At 45.5% G+C, this 22940-nt stretch carries 20 protein-coding genes; 11 read left to right on the forward strand and 9 right to left on the reverse strand.

The window, feature by feature from the left end; genetic code table 11:
* Positions 1-52: 52 nt before the first annotated feature.
* From ACLVWP_RS08040 to ACLVWP_RS08050, 3 genes are read right to left on the reverse strand one after another with little or no spacing between them, the layout of a single operon-like run.
* The gene (locus ACLVWP_RS08040) at positions 53-1294 is read right to left on the reverse strand and encodes an ABC transporter permease (RefSeq protein ID WP_413561193.1); all 1242 of its coding nucleotides are present in this window, start codon (positions 1292-1294) and stop codon (positions 53-55) included.
* Positions 1291-1896, reverse strand: coding sequence for an ABC transporter ATP-binding protein (locus tag ACLVWP_RS08045; RefSeq protein WP_413561194.1), 606 nt, complete (start codon positions 1894-1896; stop codon positions 1291-1293). Before ACLVWP_RS08045 ends, ACLVWP_RS08040 begins: the two co-directional genes overlap by 4 nt.
* A gap of 56 nt (positions 1897-1952) precedes the next feature.
* Positions 1953-2654 (reverse strand): DNA alkylation repair protein, encoded by a 702-nt coding sequence (locus ACLVWP_RS08050; RefSeq protein WP_413561195.1) that lies wholly within the window; start codon positions 2652-2654, stop codon positions 1953-1955.
* Between the two features lie 137 nt (positions 2655-2791).
* On the opposite strand from ACLVWP_RS08050, the gene ACLVWP_RS08055 reads away from it, so the two are divergent.
* From ACLVWP_RS08055 to ACLVWP_RS08065, 3 genes are all read left to right on the forward strand, one after another.
* Positions 2792-3418 carry a hypothetical protein gene (locus ACLVWP_RS08055; RefSeq protein WP_413561196.1) on the forward strand — a complete coding sequence of 209 codons (627 nt, stop codon included), beginning with the start codon at positions 2792-2794 and terminating at the stop codon, positions 3416-3418.
* 62 nt (positions 3419-3480) lie between these two features.
* Complete coding sequence (locus tag ACLVWP_RS08060; RefSeq protein ID WP_413561197.1) at positions 3481-4119, forward strand: hypothetical protein; 639 nt, start codon at positions 3481-3483, stop codon at positions 4117-4119.
* A 9-nt stretch (positions 4120-4128) separates the two neighbouring features.
* Positions 4129-4482 (forward strand): hypothetical protein, encoded by a 354-nt coding sequence (locus tag ACLVWP_RS08065; protein WP_413561198.1) that lies wholly within the window; start codon positions 4129-4131, stop codon positions 4480-4482.
* On the opposite strand, the gene ACLVWP_RS08070 is transcribed toward ACLVWP_RS08065, so the two are convergent.
* From ACLVWP_RS08070 to ACLVWP_RS08080, 3 genes are read right to left on the reverse strand one after another with little or no spacing between them, the layout of a single operon-like run.
* Positions 4483-6450, reverse strand: coding sequence for an acyltransferase family protein (locus ACLVWP_RS08070; RefSeq protein WP_413561199.1), 1968 nt, complete (start codon positions 6448-6450; stop codon positions 4483-4485).
* The gene (locus tag ACLVWP_RS08075; protein ID WP_413561201.1) at positions 6431-7189 is read right to left on the reverse strand and encodes a TrmH family RNA methyltransferase; all 759 of its coding nucleotides are present in this window, start codon (positions 7187-7189) and stop codon (positions 6431-6433) included. Before ACLVWP_RS08075 ends, ACLVWP_RS08070 begins: the two co-directional genes overlap by 20 nt.
* Positions 7186-8061 carry a 16S rRNA (guanine(527)-N(7))-methyltransferase RsmG gene (locus tag ACLVWP_RS08080; RefSeq protein ID WP_413561202.1) on the reverse strand — a complete coding sequence of 292 codons (876 nt, stop codon included), beginning with the start codon at positions 8059-8061 and terminating at the stop codon, positions 7186-7188. The genes ACLVWP_RS08075 and ACLVWP_RS08080 overlap by 4 nt, the downstream gene beginning before the upstream one ends.
* A gap of 198 nt (positions 8062-8259) precedes the next feature.
* Between ACLVWP_RS08080 and ACLVWP_RS08085 the strand changes: the two genes are divergently transcribed.
* A complete protein-coding gene (locus tag ACLVWP_RS08085) occupies positions 8260-9690 on the forward strand; it encodes a short-chain fatty acid transporter (RefSeq protein ID WP_413561204.1) in 1431 nt (476 codons plus the stop codon).
* Positions 9691-9730: 40 nt separating this feature from the next.
* On the opposite strand, the gene ACLVWP_RS08090 is transcribed toward ACLVWP_RS08085, so the two are convergent.
* A complete protein-coding gene (locus ACLVWP_RS08090; protein WP_413561205.1) occupies positions 9731-10369 on the reverse strand; it encodes a hypothetical protein in 639 nt (212 codons plus the stop codon).
* A gap of 245 nt (positions 10370-10614) precedes the next feature.
* Between ACLVWP_RS08090 and pheS the strand changes: the two genes are divergently transcribed.
* From pheS to ACLVWP_RS08115, 5 genes are all read left to right on the forward strand, one after another.
* Entirely contained in the window at positions 10615-11640 is a 1026-nt protein-coding gene (gene pheS / locus ACLVWP_RS08095; RefSeq protein WP_413561206.1) for a phenylalanine--tRNA ligase subunit alpha, read from the forward strand.
* Positions 11637-14075, forward strand: coding sequence for a phenylalanine--tRNA ligase subunit beta (pheT, locus tag ACLVWP_RS08100; RefSeq protein WP_413561207.1), 2439 nt, complete (start codon positions 11637-11639; stop codon positions 14073-14075). The genes pheS and pheT overlap by 4 nt, the downstream gene beginning before the upstream one ends.
* 115 nt (positions 14076-14190) lie before the next feature.
* On the forward strand, positions 14191-14526 hold the full coding sequence (locus tag ACLVWP_RS08105) for an integration host factor subunit alpha (protein ID WP_142702159.1): 336 nt from the start codon (positions 14191-14193) through the stop codon (positions 14524-14526).
* Positions 14486-15121 carry a MerR family transcriptional regulator gene (locus ACLVWP_RS08110; RefSeq protein WP_413561208.1) on the forward strand — a complete coding sequence of 212 codons (636 nt, stop codon included), beginning with the start codon at positions 14486-14488 and terminating at the stop codon, positions 15119-15121. Before ACLVWP_RS08105 ends, ACLVWP_RS08110 begins: the two co-directional genes overlap by 41 nt.
* 62 nt (positions 15122-15183) lie before the next feature.
* A complete protein-coding gene (locus ACLVWP_RS08115) occupies positions 15184-15498 on the forward strand; it encodes a hypothetical protein (protein WP_413561209.1) in 315 nt (104 codons plus the stop codon).
* A 41-nt stretch (positions 15499-15539) separates the two neighbouring features.
* Here ACLVWP_RS08115 and ACLVWP_RS08120 read toward each other — a convergent pair whose 3' ends face one another.
* On the reverse strand, positions 15540-15962 hold the full coding sequence (locus ACLVWP_RS08120) for a hypothetical protein (RefSeq protein ID WP_413561210.1): 423 nt from the start codon (positions 15960-15962) through the stop codon (positions 15540-15542).
* Positions 15963-16125: 163 nt separating this feature from the next.
* Between ACLVWP_RS08120 and ACLVWP_RS08125 the strand changes: the two genes are divergently transcribed.
* Positions 16126-16899, forward strand: coding sequence for a YoaK family protein (locus ACLVWP_RS08125; protein WP_413561212.1), 774 nt, complete (start codon positions 16126-16128; stop codon positions 16897-16899).
* Here ACLVWP_RS08125 and ACLVWP_RS08130 read toward each other — a convergent pair.
* Positions 16896-17210 carry a putative quinol monooxygenase gene (locus ACLVWP_RS08130; protein WP_413561213.1) on the reverse strand — a complete coding sequence of 105 codons (315 nt, stop codon included), beginning with the start codon at positions 17208-17210 and terminating at the stop codon, positions 16896-16898. The two genes, ACLVWP_RS08125 and ACLVWP_RS08130, sit on opposite strands and share 4 nt — an antisense overlap.
* A gap of 375 nt (positions 17211-17585) precedes the next feature.
* Between ACLVWP_RS08130 and ACLVWP_RS08135 the strand changes: the two genes are divergently transcribed.
* Positions 17586-22928, forward strand: coding sequence for a HAMP domain-containing protein (locus tag ACLVWP_RS08135; RefSeq protein WP_413561573.1), 5343 nt, complete (start codon positions 17586-17588; stop codon positions 22926-22928).
* Positions 22929-22940 lie beyond the last annotated feature (12 nt).

Consider the following 22940-nt stretch of genomic DNA (forward strand, 5'->3'; position numbering starts at 1 on the left):
TTTGTACGATAGTCTGGGAGATTGGCTGTGGGTGCGGCTTTCGAGTGAACTGTTAGTTAATGTTTCTAAGTGTTGAGTGAATATCTTGGCGGAAGAGTTTCCAAACCGGAGGAAGACTTGCGACCATCACTGCGATCAATGCAAAAACTCCGGTGACCAAGATCATCCACCAAGGCCAATTCGCTGACGTGGCTGCGGGTAAGTTGCTTCCAGCAGTCAACAAGATGAGAGGGCTTAAACTTAAATCAAGAATTGCTGCGATAGTAATAGCAACTAGATCCATGATAAGACCTTCTAGGATCAGTAAGCTGGTTAAATCGCGACGGCTGCGTCCCAAGGCGCGTAAGATCGCAAGTTCCATGGTGCGGCCTTCAATGCGCGTATAAAACACGGCTAAGACCGTCAGAGTGCTTAATAGTAAAAGAATCCCAACGATCAAAAGCTGCAAGGTCTGGTTGGATCCAGAGAGCTCTTCGAGTCTGGCTTTTTCGGTATCCACGAAAGCGATTTGTGCGACAGTTCTTTGGTTGATAAGGCTTGAGAGGGATTCCGCGCCGTCTTTCTGAATATTCATCACGAAGTAACTTAAGACACGCGGTCCCCAGATCGTGTGGTACCCCGGGGTTCTGATGACCGCATTTTGTGCGGTTTCTAAATTAGTATAAAGACCCTTGTCCCATGCTTTCCCAGTGGGCTTTAAGATGCCAACAATTTTTAAAGGAAATCCAGAACTTTCAGAATCAGATCCGTGAATTTTAGCGTGCACATAAATATTCTGACCAAGTTTTGCATTCTGTTGGGAAATATATTTGGAGCCTACTAAAACATCCCCAGGCTCTCGCGGGAAAGTTCCGTCTTGGAGCTGTGGTGCTGCTTCCGAAGGTTGCATAAACAGGAATGATTCTTCAGTTCCGATCAGGGAAAAGCCTTGGTGCTTTCCGAAGAACAACAAGGGCGTGATGTGAGTCACGGCAGGGGAGTTTTGAAATTGAGCTTTGTCTTCAAAGGCGATGTTCTTTTTTTCTTTGAGAGTCTCATAAAGATTTTGTGGGATGTAGCCAGGGATATCGCCTTCAAAATTAAGAGCTCCCAAAAGAATATCAATGCCACCAGATTTCGCGCCGACAATCGCATCGCCTTGCGAAGCCAAGGTGTCAAAGCGTGAGTGAGAAAGCTTCTCTAGTTTTAATAGAACAGTCACGGCCGCGATGGCGATCGCTAAAGATAGAATTGTAACCGCTGTCGTCAGTAGATGGCGTTTTAAATACAAATAAGAAAGACGAAGGAGGCTCATCGAGTCAGCTCCTTCATGTCTAGAATACGGTGGAAGTATTTTTCAACACGGTGATCATGGCTCACCATCACCAATGAAGGCGTTTGTGAGTGCTCGGTGAAAAGCTTCATCACTTGATCGGCGTTTTGATCATCCAGGCTGGAAGTGGCTTCATCGGCCAGGATCACTGCTGGATTTTGCGCAAGGGCGCGAGCAACAGCAATTCGTTGCTGTTCTCCTAAGCTTAAGCTTTGCGTGCGAGTGAGGGCTTTTTGATTAAGGCCCACTTTATCAAGCGTCTGTAAAGCACTTTGCAGGGAGATGCCCACAAGTTCCAAGTTTTCAATCGCTGTTAGATAAGGCAGAAGGTTTAAATTCTGAAAAACCAGGGACATCTTGTTTTTACGAAGGTGGCTGATTTCAGATTCAGAAATTCTAGTGATTGAAGTTTGATCCCAAAAAACTTCACCTTGCAGAGGATTGTACAATCCTGCCAGAAGATGAAGCAGAGTGGTTTTGCCTGTGCCGCTGGGACCTTTAATCAGCAAACGTTCTCCCGTTGCTATAGTTAGCTCAGAGATTTTAAAAAACGGTGTTGAGATATCCTTTAGGCGAAGCTCCATGGTGTTATGCTAGCAGCTCAAGAATGAATTGCAAACCTCAAATGCCCTGAGAAGAGCTATTCTCGTTTTGTTTTTAAATAGCGCTGTCTTTCTTTTTCCGGAAATTTTTCAATCGCGTAGCGAAGCATTGTTCGCGGCATTTTTCTTGCGTGCTTATCCAAAAAAATCTTTTCTGTTTTTGGGTCACGTTTGCCGATTTCTCTGAGCATCCAGCCCACGGCTTTGTGGATAAGATCATGTTCGTCTTGCAGCAGGATTTTTGCGATTTTTAACGTGTCGGCGAAATCTTTTTGGCGCAAGAAATAGAAAGTCGACATGATAGCAATTCGTCGCTCCCACAAATTTTTGGAGTGAGCGTATTCGTACAGAATACTGCGGTCGTTTTCATAGAGATAAGCCCCCAGAACAGCCGGGGCAATGGTGTCCACCAAATCCCAATGATTGATGCCTTTGCGATATTTAATTAAGAACTTAAATATTTCCGCTCGTTCGTCTTCATCTGCTTTGGGGAAACGCTCTGACAGAATAATTAAGGAAATCAGGCGCTCTTCGTGGATAGGAGAGGATATAAGCGACTTGAGCTCCACAAGAGGCAGATCTTTATAGGTTTTTGCTATAGCGCGGCTCTGACCCACTGTCAGTCCATAGAAAATATCGCCTTCTGCATACTCGCCAGGTCCCGTTTTAAAGAACTTGTTCAGAGTGGCCATATCACGTTTGGAGCCTTGCAGTTTCTTAATTTCTTTTTGAATTGTCATAGTCTCGTTATCTTAGCGAATAATTGCCTGCGTCGATAGTGTTTTGATAGTCGACAATGCTTGATTCGCGCAGTGGTCTTCACTAGGATGCGCGCTATTCTTACAAAACTCAATTTACCAATACACGGGAGAATTAAATGAAAAAGTTTTTGATGACACTTTTGTCTTTGAGCTTCGTTGGTGCAACTGCATCTGCGTTTGAAGGCGTGCTTGTTCCAACAATGGATGGCGGCGCAAAAATCGAAACGTTGAAAGGCACATGCCCAGCGAAACCAGTTAAAAATGGTAACTACTGCAAACCTGTAGGCGAGTCTTGCGCTGCTGGTTACGATCAATTCGCTAAGCTTTGCTGGGGCGGTTGGACAAAAGGTTTCTACAAATGTGGTATCTCTTGTAAGCCTAAAGAACAATGTGGCTGGAATCATTCAGGTGACTGGAAATGTGCTCGTCCAGGTCACGGCGGTGGTCGTAACTTCGCATCAGTTTCAAGCATCGAAGGTTCATTCCAAATGCTAGCTAACGGTGATTTGAAAATCACTCCAGCTAAAGTAGTTTGTGAAGATCAAGGTCCTACAGCTGGTGATAACGAAGCTTGGGAAGTTTGCCGTCCAGTTGACGGTCAAAACTGCGGTGAAGGCTACAAGCGTATGAAAAAATACTGCTGGGGCGGCTGGAAAAAAGGCTTCAAACATTGTGGTTACGTGTGTGAGAGATCACGCAACGCGAACGACGATGGCAACGGCGGCGGAATGGGTCACGACTAATTTTAGTCTGATTTGATCTTAATAAAGGCTCCTGAAAAGGGGCCTTTTTCTTGGAGTATGATATGAAAAGAATGTTGATGATGATTTTGTCTTTGGGTTTTGCGGGTACAACTGCAATGGCTCAAGGTTTGGTAGACTCTGTTTGGTCTGGCGAGGAAGTTACTGCAAAAGGTTACACTCATAAACTTGCTTTAACTTTTAACAATGACACTGTGACGTTGAAATCAACTTGTAAAGGTCCAGACGTTGGCGGCGGCATGATGTTGAGCCTAGATATCAAGTACAACGAAACTGCAACTGTTGCTGAAGTGACTTCTGGATTTAGCTCAACTGGTGATTTCTGTGACGTGAGCATGCCTCAAGGTCTTAAACTTGAGTTGGATAACGACCAAATTTACTACAACTTGGATGGCAAACGTTCTTTGGCAAACTTGACTCGCGTAGAAGCTCCGGCTTCTGTGGTTTCAGGTCTTTTGCAAAGAAAAGCCACGGGTGAGTTGGCTCTTTTGACGGCGAAAAACATCTGTGAAAACGAAAAGCCAGGTAACGCCTACGAAGGTCACACTTGTATTCCTGCGGATGGCAAAACTTGCTATCGTCCGTACAAAGCTCAAGCAAAACACTGCTGGGGCGGCTGGAAAAAAGGTTTCTATCGTTGCGGAACTCTTTGTGCAGTTCCACGTAAGCCAAAGCAAAACTAGAGGTTGCTGATGAAACATTTGTTGGCAATGGTTTTAGTTTTTTCGTTTCTAGGATCTGCAGCTCATGCATTCCAAGGAACGATGCAGTTCGCAGAAGATGGCTCGGTTGTGATCAAGCCATTGGCTGTGAAATGTACTCCAGATATTGGTAAAGACGACGATGCTCCAAGCTCTTGCATTCCGACAAGCAAGAAGTGTCCTGAGCACTATACCTATTCCAGAAAATATTGCTGGGGTGGTTGGAAGCGTGGGTTCTATCACTGCGGATATGCCTGCAATCGCAAGCAAGAATGCAAATGGGGTCCTCACGGCGACTACAAGTGTGGAAACCCAGGTTCTGGCGGTCGTGGTAACCACGGCTAGTTAGTTCTTAAAGAAAGCTTTGATCTCTTTCGGTAAAGATCCGTAAGAGATCTCGCCCAAGTGTTCGCTGCCGAATTCATTCAAATGAGTACCGTCTTTGTACATCAAATGCCCTTGGTAAAAGGGCATTTCTGCACTTAGCTGCGGAGATTTTGAGATCGGTCTATAGAAGTAAACATTCTTGTACTTCTTAGAGATTTTTTCGATCTCAGCATTGTACCTTTGTAGCTTGGCTTTTTTGGAATGCAAAAGCTTGCTCTTAAAGCTCTCGCCCAAAGCACTGGCTTCACCGAAGTCATACCCGATTCTTAAGAATTGATAATACGCCTGATGGGAGTAGATCGGAATCTGTTCCATCACGATGACCTTCTTGCCATTTCCACTTAAGTACTTAAGGGTAGCTTCAAATTGTTTTAAGAAGCGGTCTCTTTCAGGCTTAAGCAATTTTAAACGCTCGCTCCAAGCACCTGCCATAATCACAACCTGATAGTCGGTAATGGTTTGAGTCACGTCCTTGATCAGATCTTCGCAGTGGGGACTGAAGTGCTTCTCCGTTGATGGAGTGAATCCATAGACGTCCAAAACCGGAGTGCAGAGATCCGCACTTTGCGCAAAAATCACGAGACCCAGTTTTTCAGCGAGCTTATCCCAGAACGGCATGTAGTGACCCGCATTTGAGTCGCCCCACAAAATGGTTTTCGCAGGCGCATCTCCTGTACCAATCAAACAGTCACCTTCGGAGTTTTCATGGCAATAGCCAGGGCTTAGGAAGGTTGTATCTTGCTCGATTTCAGAGGCATGTTCGCCGTAGCGATTTGGTAAGCCATCTGTGTCACTCACAATAAACCATATAGAAAGAGCCACTGCCGTGGGTGCTAGCCAGAATAAAACAGAAACCTTTTTAAAGTTCCACTTCACATGACGAGTCGGTGTTTCAATGTACTTCCACGACAAATGAGCAAGGAGCCACATCAAAAGGACCGAGCTTACCGCTTGTAAAACGCTAATCGGCTCCGAGAAGAACAGGTATCTGCCGACGGCAAGTACCGGCCAATGCCATAGATATAACGAGTAAGAAATAAGCCCCACATAAACCATCGGGGAAGATGTGAGCCACTTGTAAACCCAAGTGCCAGGCTTACGGGCACCGATCAAGATACAAGCCGTTGCAAGGCAAGGCCAAAGCGCATTGAATCCAGGAAAGGGCAATGACTCATCAATCGCGGCAAAGCAGATTAAAAGAGCTACTACGCCAAGGGTTGCCAGTTTCTCGCTATAGATATCTACTTTAGCTAAGATGGCATCCCAATAGATCGCAAGCAGGGCTCCCACTAAAAGTTCACCTGCACGTGTAGGTAGCAGATAGTAAGCAGCCTTTTCCCAAACCTCCATGCGCACACAGAACTCAGCAAAGACAAACGATGCCAATGTCAGGGCGACCAAGAAGATCGTTGACGCTTTTGATTTGATTTTAAAACGGCTTAGGAAAATTAAAACGACAGGCCAGATAAAATAAAATTGTTCTTCAACCGCCAAGGACCATGCATGAAGCAAGGGGATCTCGTTGATATTGGAAGCAAAATAATCATAGCGAGAAGCAAAGAAGAAATTCGCAACGAAAAGGAAGCAGGCTTTGACCGACTCTAGTAGTGCGACCAAGTCCCCAGGGATAAAGAATAAGTAACCTGCGGCAATAACCGCAGCACAGACCACATAGAATGCGGGCAAGATTCTTTTAATACGTCTGACATAGAAATTGCTGAAAGAAAAATCCCCACGATCAATTTCTTTATAAATCGTAGAGGTGATCAAAAAACCCGAGATCACAAAGAAAACATCCACACCCAAAAAACCACCCGGCAAAAGCTTGTGGTAGATATGAAAAATCACGACGCTCAACACGGCAATAGCGCGAAGTCCGTCGATCTCTTTTCTATATCCTGTTGGATTAGGAGTGTTTTTGAGCATAGCTAAAGAGTGCAATCGATGCAGCCACAGTCGCGTTTAAAGACTCAACGCCCTCAGTGGGTACGGAAAGACGGTTGAGGCCTTTGATGCCGCTAAAGCCAGGTCCTTCTTCGCCAATTACAAGGCGAAGATTTTTAGGCCAATTAAACTTAGCAACACTTTCGCCCTTCATATCCAAGGCGTAAATATCACTGTGCGTTTGTACGAACTCCGTGAACTTTCCAGCTTTAAAGAGGGGAAGCTTAAGCAAAGCACCCGCAGAAGCCTTAATAGCTTTCGGATGGTAAGGTGTGCAGCTTTCTTCAGTCAGAATGATTTTGCTAACTTTGAAAGCCACAGCAGAGCGCGCCAAGGCGCCAAGATTTGAAGGATCTCCCAGAGGAGCGATCACTTCTAAGCCTTGAGTTTTCGCGGCAGGATTTAAGGCTTCAATTTCTTTAGGCTCTAAAACCAAAAGATTGTAGTGAGTGCCGATCACGTCCACTTCGTTAAACATCGCTTTTGGAAGTTTATAAAGGGGGATGCGCTGAGTTTTTGAAACCGGGTGAGTCAAAGTCACAGACTTTAAATCCTCATGCACGATCTCGGCTTTGATTTTGTAATTCGGATTTTGCAGGAATTCCTGAATAAGCTTTTCGCCCATCAGAATGAATTCACCGTGTTTCTTGATCCCACGAGAGGAAGCAAGATCTGTCCAGCGACGGAAGTGTTCGTTGGTTTTAGAGGAGATCTCAATCATTTGTAAACCGCCCAACGTCTTTTCTCTTCGTTAGAGAGTTCGTCAAAAAGCATTTCTTCGCCTTCGTCCTCGTCTGGCAAATCCATGTGTTTGATTTTTTCATAAACCACCATGCGGCGGTCATGAGGAGTGTGAGGAAGAGAGTAAGCTGTGTCTTCAACAAGTTTGAAGTACTCAGACCAATTTTCTTTGGCCATCTTGATCTCTGGATCTACGCCAGGACCTTTCATGAAATAAACGCGGCCACCGATGTTCAGGCAGTTGATAACATTGCCCAAGGTATTGCCGATGTCTTCTACGGCACGAGTGATCGCACCATTCACAGGATACACGCAGTGCTTATTGATATTGCGGCCCAAGATATCAAGCTTTGGCAGTTTCATTTCAGAACGCACGTGTTTTAGAAATTCCACACGACGTTGTACGCCCTCGCCCAAAAGGATTTGTTCATTCGGGTACATGATTTTCAAAGGAATGCCTGGGAAGCCTGGGCCTGTACCCACGTCCAACAACGGGAACTGAAGCTTAGTGTGCTTCATGATGATGATGGAATCGATAAAGTGTTTGATCGCGATGTCTTTCAATTTCAAAAGACGCGTGAAGTTTTCTTTTTCTTGGTTCAACATCAACAAGCGATAAAAGTGCGCCAATTGGTGGCGTTGTTGATGGCTGACTAAATCAAAATCATGATTGCGGAAAATATCAGCCAAGCGATCGTTGGCTTCATTCAATTCAAAAATAGATTCCGGTTTTTTATGGCGTCCCTTTTGTTCAGCAGGTTGCGCTGGCGCAAACTGACCACCCATTGCTTTCGCACGGGCTTCTTGGCGGGCTTTATAGGGACTGTAATTGCTTTTATTTTTATGTGCCATGGATGGGGAGGTTATAGCTGTTTTTCCTTGAAGATAGAAGGGCTTAGCTCCATTTGCTGATAAATAGAGCGGGAAGTGAAATCCGCCCTGTAAAAAGCCCCCGGCGGGTGTGGTTTTGTCAGCTAAATGGACACCTTCGTGGAACGTGACAGCCAGGAATATGAGGTTCATGATGGGCTATATTTCAAAGGAAACAACATGGCTAAATCCGATAGCAGCGCAAAAACCAGTCATTTGGAAAAGATGGCTTCCTCAGTCACAAATTGGGCTGAAAAATGGTTCCCAGATTCGTATATTTTCGCAGTGTTAGCGATCATCGTGGTCAGTCTTGGAGCGTTTGCAGCCGGGGTGACTCCGAAGGCGGTGGCGACCTCTTTTGGGGATGGATATTGGAGCCTTATTCCATTTACCATGCAAATGGCGATCGTCACTATTTCGGGTTACATCGTGGCTTCGTCTCCTCCAGCGGGTAAATTGATTCATTGGCTCGCGAAGCTTCCAAAAACGGAACGTGGGGCGGTAGCTTATGTGGCGTTCTTTACGATTTTGGCTTCGTTGCTAAACTGGGCCTTCAGTTTGGTGTTCGGTGGTCTGTATGTCAGAGCGATTGCTCGTCGTATGGATTTGCGTGTCGACTATCGCGCGGCAGGGGCTGCGGGATATTTAGGTTTGGGAGCAACGTGGGCGTTGGGATTGAGTTCCTCAGCGGCTCAGCTTCAGGCAAATGTCGATAGTATTCCGAAATCTTTGCTTCCGATCACGGGTGTGATTCCTTTTGCAGAGACGATCTTTTTACCTCAGTCACTCATCATGTTATTTGTGTTGTTAGTTGTCTCTGTTGCGATCGCTTATTTCTCGGCTCCCACTCGTGAGCGTGCGGTGACAGCTCAAGATTTAGGAATCAGTGTCGAGGACGATGTTGAAAAAAGCATTGCGCCTCCTAAGCAACCAGGGGAGTGGTTGGAGTACTCTCCCGTTCTTACGATTCTGGTTGTGATCTTGGGCTTCTGGTGGATTGCCATGGAGTTTGCGAATAAAGACGTGATCATGGCGATCTCGAATTTGAATACTTACAATTTCTTATTCTTGATGATGGGGATGCTGTTGACCTGGAGACCGAAACGCTTTTTGCATTCGGTGGCGAAATCAGTTCCATCGGTTGCGGGGATTTTGATTCAATTCCCCCTCTATGGAAGTATTGCCTATATCCTAACGAAAGCTCCAGGAGCTGATGGACAAACGTTGTCTCATCACATTTCGGATTTCTTTGTGTCGATTTCAACCAAAGACACGTTCTCGGCGTTGATGGGTGTTTACTCAGCGATCTTAGGATTCTTTGTGCCATCAGGTGGTGGTAAGTGGATTATCGAAGCTCCGTATCTGATGCAGGCCGCGAATGAGCTCAAGGTTCATTTGGGTTGGACAGTGATGGTTTACAATGCAGCAGAAGCTTTGCCGAACTTGATCAATCCGTTCTTTATGATGGCGCTTTTAGGAGTGCTCGGGTTAAAGGCTCGCGATATCGTGGGCTACACCGTGACTCAGTTGGTAGTGCATGCGCCGCTGGTGATTTTTATGCTCTGGGCGCTGGGGGAGACGCTAACGTATCATCCACCGATCATACCTTAGCTTAGAAATGAAAAAGGGCAGCTTCGAGCTGCCCTTTGGCTTATTTACCGTTGTAAATTCTGGTTGTCCCAGGTTCCGAGCTCACTGCGCGGTGAATGCGTCCGCCATCTTCACGAGCTTTCTCGTTATAGGCTGATTTCTGTTTCACTCGTGCATTGGCGTAAGCAGCTTCTCTTTGTTGTTTCAAAGCTTCTTCTTTCGCTTCGCGAGTCCACTTAGCGATGTTGTTACCTTCTTCATTCAAGCGATCTAGCTCTTTCAAAGAAGCATCACGTTTTGCTCTGTATTCGCCAGCCACTTTTTTATAGTGAGCGGCTTCGTCTTTAGAGAACTGTTGAGCTCTTTGCGCCTTCGCTTTGCGCTCTTCGTTCATTTTAATTTGACGTTGGTATTCTTTCACTTGAGCTGTGAGCTTTTCTTTTTCAACACGAGTCATCTGCGCTTCGCGAGCAGCTTGTGCTTCCAAGTTTTTAGCTTCTTGAGCTGTGCGCAGAGCTGCTTTTTTCATTTCTTCTCTGCGGATTTTTTCGCGCTCTAAGAACTTTCTTTGTTCAGCGGCGTCGATCTTTGCCTCTTCGGATTGACCCATGCTCATCTCAGCTTCGATGTCGGCTTCAATCTGTGCAAAACTTTGGTGCGAATATGTCATCATCGCCAGTGCGATCAACCAGTACTTCATAAGAACTCCCATAGGAATTATATCGGCGATGAAGAGGGGTGACTGAACGGCCAAGTGGCTGTTTCTCATGGTACAAATGCTCTTTTTTCGAGGGAAAATCTCAGACTGAGACACTCTGCAAACTGGCCTCAGAGGAGGATTTTGGAGATGGTTTGCTTAAATACTCGGCAAGAACTCGTTGCTGCCATGGGTTAAGTGGGCCAAATCCTTGAATACAGAGGGTTTTAGCATGATATTTGTTTCCTATGAGCACAAGCAAACTCGACTCCATTAAAGAAGCAGCTCTGGCAGCCTTCAAGGCAGCGCCGGGCTCAAAGGAACTCTACGATCTCAAGGTTCAATACCTTGGGAAGAGTGGTTCTTTGACTGAAATTATGAAAGAAATGGCCACTTTGCCGAAAGAGGAAAAACCTCTGTTTGGTAAAAAGGTCAATGAAGTGAAAGCAGTTCTTGAAGCGGCTTACACGGAAGCAGAAGAAGCACTCAAAAAATCTGAGATCGGTGCAAAGATGGCAGCTGAAGAGCTGGATCTGACTTTGCCAAGTGCTTCTCGCGCGAAGGGTTCACAACATCCAGTGAACATGGTGATCGAGGAGATCTTTACGATCATGTCTCGTTTGGGCTACAGCGTTCGCACGGGACCTGTGATCGAAAAAGATTACTACAACTTTGAAGCTTTGAATATTCCTGCGGATCACCCTGCGCGTGATATGCAAGATACTTTCTTCATCGATAAAACTCACGTGTTGAGAACTCACACGTCTCCGATCCAAATCCACACAATGGAAACTGAAAAGTTGCCTTTGCGTGTGATCGGTACGGGGCCAGTGTTCCGTTGCGATAGCGATATTTCGCATTTGCCGAACTTCCATCAAATCGAAGCTTTGTGCGTGGATGAGAAAGTTTCGATGGCGGATCTTAAGGGCACGATCAGTTTCTTTGTTCGTGAATACTTCGGTCCGGGTTTGAAAACTCGTTTCCGTCCAAGCTTTTTCCCATTCACAGAACCTTCTGCGGAAGTGGATTGCTCTTGCCCAATTTGTAAGGGCAAAGGTTGCAGCTTGTGTAAGCAATCGGGTTGGATCGAAATCGGTGGTTGTGGATTGGTAAATCCAAAAGTCTTCCAAATGGCGAAAATCGAGTATCCAAAATACCAAGGTTTCGCATTCGGATTTGGTGTTGAGCGTATGGCCATCATCAAGTACGGCATCGAAGACATCCGTTTGTTCCCTGAAAATGACGTTCGTTTCTTAAGGCAGTTTGTAAAATGAAGATCAGTTTAAAATGGCTCCAAGAATATGTGGATGTGAAAGAGTTCTTTGTAAAACCAGAAGAACTTGCTGAAACGTTGACTCGTGCAGGTCTTGAGGTTGAAGAGATCACGAACCTGGCGAAAGATTTCAATCACGTGGTGATTGGTCACATCCTTGAAAAAGACAAACATCCAAATGCGGATAAGCTTTCTTTGTGTCGTGTTTCTACGGGCGATGTTGTTCATCAAATCGTTTGTGGTGCACAAAATCACAAAGCAGGTGACCGTGTGATCGTGGCTTTGCCGGGCGCAGTTTTGCCAGGCAATTTCGCAATTAAAAAATCTGCGGTTCGCGGTGTGGATTCTGCGGGTATGCTTTGCTCTTTGAAAGAGTTGGGCTTGGCTAAAGAATCTGATGGTATCGAAATCCTTCCAGCGGATGCGCCGATTGGTAAGTCCTATGCTGAGTACGGCGGTTATGACGATATTACTTTTGAACTAAAAGTAACGCCGAACCGTGCAGACTGCTTGAGTCACTTTGGTTTGGCTCGTGAAGTGGCATGCCTTCTTTCTAAAGAATTGAAAACTCCTAAAGCTGAACCGAAATTGGGTTCTGCTTCTTCTAAAAAAGAAATCGCTTTGGAAGTTAAGGCAACGGACCTTTGCCCTCGTTACACGGCTCGTGTGATTAAAGGTGTAAAGGTGGGCGCGTCTCCAGCGTGGTTGAAAAATCGCTTGGAATCTGTGGGCTTGAACTCAATCAATAACATCGTGGACGTGACAAACTTCGTGATGATGGAATTGGGTCAACCTCTTCATGCTTTCGATGCGAAATTCATCGGTGGCAAAAAAGTGATCGTAGATCGCGCTACTAAAGGCGAAAAATTCATCACTCTTGATGGCACCGAGAAAACATTAACGGGTGATGAGCTGACTATTCGTGATGCTTCTCATCCAATGTGTTTGGCGGGTGTTGTTGGCGGTAAAAACTCTGGCGTTTCTGAAGCAACGACAGAGATCTTCTTGGAGTCTGCTTACTTTGTTCCAATGAGCGCTCGTAAAACATCTCGTACTCATGGTGTGGATACGGATTCTGCTTACCGCTTCTCTCGCGGTGTGGATCCAGATGGGGCTTTGCGTGGTTTGAATCGTGCAACAGCTTTGATTTTGGAAGTTGCTGGTGGCGAAGCGTTTGCTGATCACCATGACTTCTATCCAAATCCAGTTAAGAAAACTCCTGTGACGATCACAGTGAAAACTGTGTCGGATCGCTTGGGTTACGAAGCTGTTGAATCTCAATTCGTGGATTATATGAAACGCTTGGGTTGCGGGATTGAAAAAGCGGGTGAAGCTTATAAAGTCCTTCCTCCGACATTCCGTTTCGATCTTGAGCAAGACATGGACTTGGTTGAGGAATACGCTCGCTTGAATGGATACGACCATATCCCTGAAGCGTTGCCAGTATTCACAAACCCACCAGCTCATCACGACAAAGGCTTCTTGTTGAATAAATCAGTAAGCGAACTTGTGCGTGCTGACGGCTTTCAACAAGCGTTCAACTTTGCCTTCGTGGGCTCTAAGGCTGAAAAAGCTTTCTTGGGTGACGTATCGACTTTGAAAGCGGCTGGTTTGAATGCCACAGCTAAAGAAATTCGCATCATGAATCCTCTGAATGAGGAAATGGACGTGATGAGATCTTCTTTAAGTTTTGGTCTTTTTAGAAATCTTTCTACGAACTTCCACTATGGCAACATGATGGGACGTTTGTTTGAAATCGGTAGTACGTTCTTTACGGGCGACGATGGTTCTTATGGTGAAAACCCTCGTTTGGGCTTCGCTTTGTGGGGGCGCAATGAAAACCTTTGGAATAAATCTTTGGATTATCCAATTGTGTTTGAATTGAAAGCGACTGTGGAAACTCTTTTGAAATCTTTGAATATCTCTTCTTACACATGGGTAACTCCTGCTAACAAAGCAGAGGTTCCTGCCTTCATGCACTCTGGGCAATATGCTCAGTTGCTTGTTGAAGGTAAAAAAGTGGGCTTCATTGGAACTCTTCATCCTGTAGTTTTGGATGATGCCAAAATCCGTGTACCAGCGGCATTCGGTGAGTTTGACCTCGATCAATTGTACAAAGGTCAACCTCGTCCATTCCGTATCCAAAGTGTTTCTAAGTTCCAAGTTGCTGAACGTGACTTTGCTTTCGTGATGCCAAAAACATTGAAAGTGGGCGACGTTCTGAAGGACATCCGCAAGGCTGCGGGTCCATTGCTTGTGAATGTAGACGTGTTTGACTTGTATGAAGGCGACAAAATGGAAGCGGGTAAGAAGTCCGTGGCGATCCGTTTGTGGCTTCAAGATAAGAATGGCACACTGCAAGAAGAGCAGATCTCCGGAGTGACAACGAAGGTTCTAGAGTCTTTGAAGAAGAATTTTGATCTTTCTGTGAGATAAATTCTTGATTGTTTTCAGGAGCTTGTTACGCTTTAGTTAATTAAACCCTCGATATTGCTCGGGGTAGGAAAAGTGAAGGATCACAATGGCTGGCCAAAACTTGGGTAAATCAACTGTGACGAAGGCCGATATCGTCGAAAACGTCTACCAGAAGATCGGTTTCTCTAAGAAAGAAGCTTCTGAGTTGGTAGAGTTGTGCTTCGATACCTTGAAGCATGTTTTGCAAAATGGCGATAAAGTTAAGATTTCTGGATTTGGAAATTTTGTCGTGCGTGGAAAAAACGAACGTATTGGTCGTAATCCACAAACTGGCGAACAAATCAAAATCTCTGCTCGTCGCGTTCTTACATTCCGTCCTTCGCAAGTGTTGAAGGCAATGTTGAACGGCGAGGAGTACGAACATCTCAAGGATGATGAAGATGACGATGACGACTACGGCGACGATGAATAGTCCTGAAGCGGATACGACAACGGCATCACACAGTGAGCGCACGGAGTATCCGATGACTCCCATCGTGGATCAAAACGACGATCAACTGAGCTTTGATAGCTCTGAGTTGTCTTTGGGAGATTCGCACCTTGAGTTCGTTGAAGCAGAAGCAGCAACAACTTCGACGGATGCGACTCAAGCAGGACAACAAATCTCAATCCCTGCCATGCTTTGCGATGATAAGCTGATGGATGAGATTAAAGCGATCCCTAATAAGATGGCTTTTAAAATCGGTGATGTTGCTGAGATCTTGGGGATCAAACAATACGTTCTTCGCTATTGGGAGACGGAGTTTGATGTTCTTAAGCCTAAAAAAGCTTCCAACAATCAACGTATGTACACACGTAAAGATGTTGAGAATGCTCTTCTGATTCGCAAACTTTTGCACCGTGATCGTTTCTCGATCGAGGGCGCTAGAAACGCGATGAAAGAATTAAAAGCCCATGTCCGTAAAGAAAAGGACATGAGCCAAGTTTATCACAAACTCGACAACGTGAACGAAATGGTCGAGGGATTGTTGATGGACATCCGCAAACTTCGCGGAATGTTTATGTAAAACCACCTAAGGGCTTCGGAAACGAAGCCCTTTTTTGTTTTTGGTCTTGTAGTGGGGGTTCTGTGATCGGAGAGAAATCTCGTCAGCCGATGTACAATATTAAGTTTTCTAAAGAAGGCATTGCTTTCGTGAGCTCGCAAGGGGCTCTCTTGGGTGCAAAAGAAAAGTTACTACCTTGGGATATGATTGAGTCTGCAGAGATCAAGAAGCGCTTAGGGATGACTTATTTGTGTCTTCATAAAAAGAATGCGTGGTTCAAATGGATGGGGTGGAAGATTCCACTCACTGGAGCTCTTTGGGATGATATTGCCAAAGGGATTAACGTGCATGCGCCGAAGGGGCACACGATTCGTAAGTTAAAGGCGCTCAGTCGCTAAAAAAGAGAGTCACTGCTGAGGTGACTCTTTTTTGTTTGGAACTACTTAATCACGCATTGAACTGCGATATTTTCACGGTTACCGGATTCGCAAACGCGACCAATGAAGCCTTTAAATTCCTTACCAGCATCAAGATCCGCCATGAATTTTGGCAAGAACGGATTGTACCAGCACCATGCATCTTCAAGGCTGCTGAAGTTTGAGTAAGCTGCGTAATACGGGCTTTTGGGAGCCTTCGTAATATCAGCGACAGATGAATCTGTGTGAGCGACAAAAGCTCCTGTGATAACGGCGTTTGAAAGTTCCGCGTTGGATTTGATATCGGCAGTGAAGTAAACGTAGTCACGAGTCGTGCCTGCGTTCCAGCCCTCAACGATTTCCAAAGACTGGCAAGAAACTGTTTTTGCAGAAGCAAGGCTTGCGAAAGATAAAGCCATCACAAGTGTCGAAATAAGTGTTTTCATAGGTCATTCCTCTTTTGATTTGTTTGAATACCCGAGGGTTCTAGCTGGGCCTTAATGCAAAGTAAAATTGGCAATTCTCAAGTTATTATACATCTGAGGTATTGTATTTAGTTCACCGCCATTTTAATTGACGATCTAAGAGAGCGGCGTGATCATTTAAAGCATGCTTTACGGTAATGAATCGATCTCTCACTACACTCGCAGCAATATTCTTATTTGGATGCTTATGGCCTTCCAAGCGGGTGTTTTGAATATGGGAGGCTTTTTAGCCTGTCATCGTTTCGTGTCGCATGTGACCGGGTTTGCAACGTTCTTTGGTTATGAGTTCACACAAAGAGACCGCAGCCACGCCTGGGGGATGTTGATCGTGCCGTTGTTCTTTTTGTTCGGTGCGATGGTCAGCGGTTACCTGGTTGATATCCGTTTAAAGCTTCATAAGAAACCGAAATACTACATTGCCTACACCTTCATGCTGGTCTTGATTTTAATCACGACTGTCGGGGGAGTGTTAGGATGGTTTGGTCCTTTCGGTGCTCCTCTTGAGGAAGATCCAAAAGGTTACCTGCTTTTGATTCTGCTGTGTTTTACTTGCGGCATTCAGAACGGCACGATCACCAGCGTATCTCGTTCGGTTGTGCGCACGACGCATTTAACGGGTATCACGACGGATCTTGGAATCGGTTTGATCCGTATTTTCAATAAAGGCAAACTGCTACCTGAACACCATGAGATGATCGATAATGAACGCAAGGCCACTTACATGCGTGTTGGTATCATTACGATGTTTGTTATGGGATCGGTATTTGCGGGCTTTGTGTATCCTGTGGCAGAGTACTGGGGATTCTTAATCCCGGCTTTCACAACGGGAATTTTGTTGGTATCGATGATTTATTTTCAGATCATCAACCCACGTAAAAAAGCCGCCGCTGCAAACTAAAGATAATCTTGCTCTGATAATTCTAAATTAAAGTCATTATAAAAAGATCCCGAAGGTGCTTCTGCAAGTAATGCTTTGGCAGCTTTGAGTTTTTCTTCAGGAATCGCACGAGCGGAAGCCGCATGAGCTTCTTTGTTGGTCCATCTTTCAATCACTAAGAATTCAGTTTCACTGTCTTGATGTTGCAAAAGATCAGCAGATAGATTTCCTGGAGCATTGCGGATTTCGTAGCAGACTTCAGAGAGAAATTCTTGAAGTTCGTTGATGCATTCTTTTTTCGCGATGAATTTGTTAACTCGAGCAACGGACATTTCAATCTCCTCTCGTTAACAATAGTGTGGAGATGTTGTGATTTCTTCACAACTAAAATTTGCGGACTAAGATTTAAAAACACTGTCGGGAGATGAGCAAATGACTCTTTTGTAATTGACCGAGTGTGGTCAAATTCAATTAAGACCCAGCAATAAAGTCGTTTTAGTTACAATTTCAAAATTTCGTAAGGTTAATTTAAGGAATCGAAAAATGAGGGGGCCTTTGTGGCAAAAGTCGATTCCGTAGTAGAAGCGAAATCCAAGTCAGCAAAAAAAGTAGCAGGCAATTTGAAGCCGTTTTCAGAGGGAAAAAAAGCTCTTTCGAAAAAGCGAGTCGAAAATCTTAATTCATCTGAAATAGATTTCTCCTCAGAAATTCTGACATCCGACAGTCATGCTAAAGAGCAATTGCGCCAGTTACTTTTTACAGTGAAAGCTGTGCGTCGTGGCGACTTTGCGGTCAGAATGCCGATCAATCAAGAAGGTATTATCGCGGAAATCGGCGAAGTATTAAATGACATCATCGAACTCAATGAGAACATGGCAAACGAATTCGTGCGTGTCCGTTCTACAGTAGGTCAAGAAGGTAAAATGAACGAGCGTGTTTCGATGGGCTCGGTCAAAGGCGCATGGTCAACGAGTGTTGATTCAGTGAATTTACTTATTGGTGACCTTGTACAACCGACTCAAGAAGTTGCTCGTGTCATCACTTCCGTGGCGAAGGGTGACTTGTCTTCTAAGATGGTTTTGGAAATTGATGGACGCCCGGTAAAAGGGGAGTTCTATCGTATCGGCACAACAGTAAACTCGATGGTGGATCAGCTGAATTCATTCGCATCAGAGGTAACTCGTGTTGCGAAAGAGGTGGGTACTGAAGGGAAACTGGGCGGACAAGCTGACGTTCGCGGTGCTTCGGGTATTTGGAAAGACTTAACAGACAACGTAAATAGCTTGGCCGGAAACTTAACGGACCAAGTTCGTAATATCGCAAAAGTAACCACTGCGGTTGCCAAAGGTGACTTGTCACAAAAAATCACCGTTGATGCCAAGGGTGAGATCTTCGAATTAAAAAATACTATCAACGTCATGGTTGATCAGCTTTCATCGTTTGCTGCCGAGGTAACTCGTGTTGCCAAAGAGGTGGGTACGGAAGGTCGTCTGGGCGGTCAGGCCGATGTAAAAGGTGTATCTGGTACATGGAAAGATCTAACAGACAACGTAAATGGTCTTGCGAATAACTTAACGGCACAGGTACGTAATATCGCGAAAGTTACCACGGCCGTTGCCAACGGGGACTTGTCACAAAAAATCACGGTTGATGCTCGTGGAGAGATCTTCGAACTTAAAAATACAATCAACGTCATGGTGGATCAGCTCCGCTCCTTTGCTGCTGAGGTAACGCGTGTTGCGAAAGACGTGGGTACTGAAGGTAAGCTTGGTGGTCAGGCCGACGTAAAAGGTGTGTCTGGTACGTGGAAAGACTTAACAGACAACGTAAATGGTCTTGCGAATAACCTAACAGCGCAGGTACGTAATATCGCGAAAGTTACCACTGCGGTTGCCAATGGTGACTTATCACAAAAGATCACGGTTGATGCCAAAGGCGAGATCTTGGAGCTTAAAGATACTATCAATACGATGGTTGATACTCTGCGCTCGTTTGCGGCCGAGGTAACTCGTGTTGCCAAAGAGGTGGGTACTGAAGGGAAGCTGGGCGGTCAGGCCGACGTAAAAGGTGTATCTGGAACTTGGAAAGACTTAACAGATAACGTAAACGGTCTTGCGAACAACTTAACGGCGCAGGTACGTAATATCGCGAAAGTTACCACTGCGGTTGCCAATGGCGACTTGTCACAAAAAATCACGGTTGATGCTCGTGGAGAAATCTTTGAGCTGAAAAATACGATCAACGTCATGGTGGATCAGCTGAACTCGTTCGCTGCCGAGGTGACCCGTGTTGCCAAAGAGGTGGGTACGGAAGGTCGTCTGGGCGGTCAGGCGGATGTAAAAGGTGTTTCTGGAACTTGGAAAGATCTAACAGATAACGTAAATAGCTTGGCCGGAAATCTAACAGCCCAAGTACGTAACATCGCGAAAGTAACAACGGCGGTTGCCAAGGGCGACTTGTCACAAAAGATCACGGTTGATGCCAAAGGCGAGATCTTTGAACTTAAAAACACTATTAACGTCATGGTGGATCAGCTGAACTCATTTGCTGCCGAGGTAACTCGTGTTGCCAAAGAGGTGGGTACTGAAGGAAAACTTGGTGGTCAGGCCGAAGTATCGGGTGTTTCTGGTACATGGAAAGACTTAACAGATAACGTAAATGGTCTTGCCGGAAATCTAACGGCCCAAGTTCGTAATATCGCCAAAGTAACAACAGCGGTTGCCAAAGGCGACTTGTCACAAAAAATTACGGTTGATGCCAAAGGCGAGATCTTTGAACTTAAAAATACAATCAACGTCATGGTGGATCAGCTGAACTCATTCGCTGCCGAGGTAACTCGTGTTGCGAAAGAGGTAGGTACTGAAGGAAAACTCGGCGGTCAGGCGGACGTAAAAGGTGTATCTGGAACTTGGAAAGACTTAACAGATAACGTAAATAGCTTGGCCGGAAATTTGACCGATCAGGTACGTAATATCGCGAAAGTAACAACAGCGGTTGCCAAAGGCGACTTGTCACAAAAAATTACGGTTGATGCCAAAGGCGAGATCTTTGAACTTAAGAACACCATCAACGTCATGGTGGATCAGCTGAACTCGTTCGCTGCCGAGGTAACTCGTGTTGCCAAAGAGGTGGGTACCGAAGGAAAGCTCGGTGGTCAGGCCGAAGTAAAAGGTGTGTCTGGTACATGGAAAGACTTAACTGATAACGTAAATGGTCTTGCCGGAAATCTAACAGCCCAAGTTCGTAACATCGCGAAAGTAACAACAGCGGTTGCGACGGGGGACTTGTCACAAAAAATCACGGTTGATGCCAAAGGTGAAATCCTAGAACTAAAAAATACCATCAACGTCATGGTGGATCAGCTGAACTCGTTCGCAGCCGAGGTGACTCGTGTTGCCAAAGAGGTGGGTACCGAAGGAAAACTGGGAGGCCAAGCAGAAGTGCGTGGTGTCTCTGGAACATGGAAAGACTTAACTGATAACGTAAATTTCATGGCCTCGAATCTGACCATGCAAGTACGTGGTATCGTGAAGGTCGTAACCGCCGTTGCCAACGGGGACTTGAATCAAAAATTCGTCCTTGAAGCCAAAGGGGAAGTTGCAGCCCTCGCTGAAACGATCAACTCGATGACGGATACTCTAAGAACATTCGCCGATCAGGTAACAACCGTTGCCCGTGAGGTGGGTATCGAAGGAAAACTTGGAGCGCAAGCGCGCGTTCCTGGTGTTGCCGGAACATGGAAAGACTTAACAGATAACGTAAACTTCATGGCCTCAAATCTAACCACTCAAGTACGTGGTATCGTGAAGGTCGTAACCGCCGTTGCCAATGGTGACTTGGAACAAAAATTCGTTCTAGAAGCCAAAGGGGAGGTTGCGGCCCTTGCCGAAACCATCAACTCGATGACCGATACCTTAAGAACATTCGCCGATCAGGTAACAACGGTTGCCCGCGAGGTGGGGATCGAAGGAAAACTAGGTGGTCAGGCCAGCGTTCCGGGTGCCTCTGGTACATGGAAAGACTTAACAGATAACGTGAATCAGCTAGCCGGAAACTTAACAGCCCAAGTACGTGCCATCGCGGAAGTATCTACGGCGGTAACGAAAGGTGACTTGACTCGTTCGATCTCGGTTGAAGCTGAGGGTGAGGTTGCGGCCTTGTCTGAAAATATCAATCAGATGATCTCTAATCTTAAAGACACGACTCAGAAAAATAACGAGCAAGACTGGTTGAAAACCAATCTCGCGAAGTTCTCAGGGATGATGCAAGGTCAAAGAAGCATCACTTCTGTGGCGCAGTTGATTATGTCGGAGCTGACTCCGTTGGTCGATGCCCGTCAAGGGACGTTCTTTATGCTTGATAGCGAAAGCAATGAACCGACTTTGAATTTGATTGCGAGCTATGCATTCACAGAGCGTCGTACAGTTTCTAATAAGTATAAATTAAAAGAAGGCTTGATCGGTCAATGTGCATTCGAGAAAAAACGCATTCTTTTAACGAATCCGCCTGATGACTATGTGGTGATCAGCTCTAGCATCGTCGAAGAAAAACCACGCAACATCATCGTACTTCCGGTTCTGTTCGAGGGCGAATTGAAAGCAGTCATTGAACTTGCTTCACTGACTCCGTTCACACACAACTATATCAACTTCTTGGATCAGTTGATGGACTCCATGGGAGTTATCCTGAACATGATCTCGTCAAGTATGAGAACAGAGGAACTTCTGCAAGAGTTGAAACGTTCAAACGTGGAGCTAGAAGCACAAGCAAAAGAGCTCGAAGACAAAGCCGGACTTCTGGAAGTAAAAAACCAAGAGGTCGAACTTGCCAGCCGCTCTTTGGAAGAAAAAGCCGAGCAGCTGTCCTTGATCTCCAAGTACAAAACGGAATTCTTAGCAAACATGTCGCATGAGTTAAGAACTCCGCTAAATAGCTTGCTGATTCTTTCTAAAACATTAGCTGACAACCGCGAGGAAAATCTCAGCGGGGAGCAAGTGAAGTTTGCAAGCACAGTTCACTCTGCGGGACAGGATTTGCTAGCATTGATTAATGAGATCCTGGATCTATCCAAAGTGGAAGCTGGTAAAATGCCAGTCACACCTAAGATCGTGGAAATCAAAGAAGTCCAAGAGTATCTTGAGCAAACGTTCCGTCCTGTGGCTGAACACAAGGGACTTGAGTTTGTGATTATGGCGACACCGGATCTTCCAAAAACCATGGTGACGGATGAAAATCGTCTGCATCAGATCTTAAAGAACTTGTTGTCGAATGCCTTTAAGTTCACAGACAAGGGCCATGTGACTTTGGATGTGAAGTATGATGCTTCGTCGGTACAGTATCCGGGTGGGTCTATCGTTTACCGCGTGACTGATACGGGTATCGGTATTCCAACAGATAAGCAAAAACTGATCTTTGAAGCCTTCCAACAAGCCGACGGTACGACAAGTCGTAAATACGGCGGTACAGGTTTGGGTTTAACGATCAGCCGCGAGATCGCACGCCTTTTAGGTGGCGTGATCAACGTGAACAGTACTCCAGGTGAAGGCTCTAGTTTCACTCTGACATTGCCGGTGAAATACACAATGCCAGAGGGTGGGATGGTGAGTGCTACTGATGAAAAATCAGAAGTGACGCCACTGCCGATGAATGCTGATTTCACAGGAACAAAAGTTTTGATCGTGGATGACGATGTTCGCAATGTGTTCGCATTGAGTTCTGTTTTGAAAATGCGCGGTATGAATGTGATCTTTGCGGAAAACGGTAAGCAGGGTATTAAAACTCTCAATGAAAATCCAGATACGGATTTAGTCTTGATGGACACGATGATGCCAGAGATGGATGGTCTTGAAGCGATCCGAGAAATTCGTATGATCGAAGAGTTTAAAGCTTTGCCGATTATCTCTTTGACCGCGAAAGCGATGAAGGGTGATCGAGAGAAGTGTCTGTCTGCGGGTGCGTCTGATTACGTGACGAAGCCTGTGGATGAAACTTACCTGTTATCAGTGATGTATCAGTGGTTGCCTAAAAACTCCCTGGATGCTCAAGCATAAGGATAAACGACA

It is taken from the genome of Bdellovibrio sp. HCB209 (assembly GCF_047306065.1).
Taxonomy (GTDB): domain Bacteria; phylum Bdellovibrionota; class Bdellovibrionia; order Bdellovibrionales; family Bdellovibrionaceae; genus Bdellovibrio.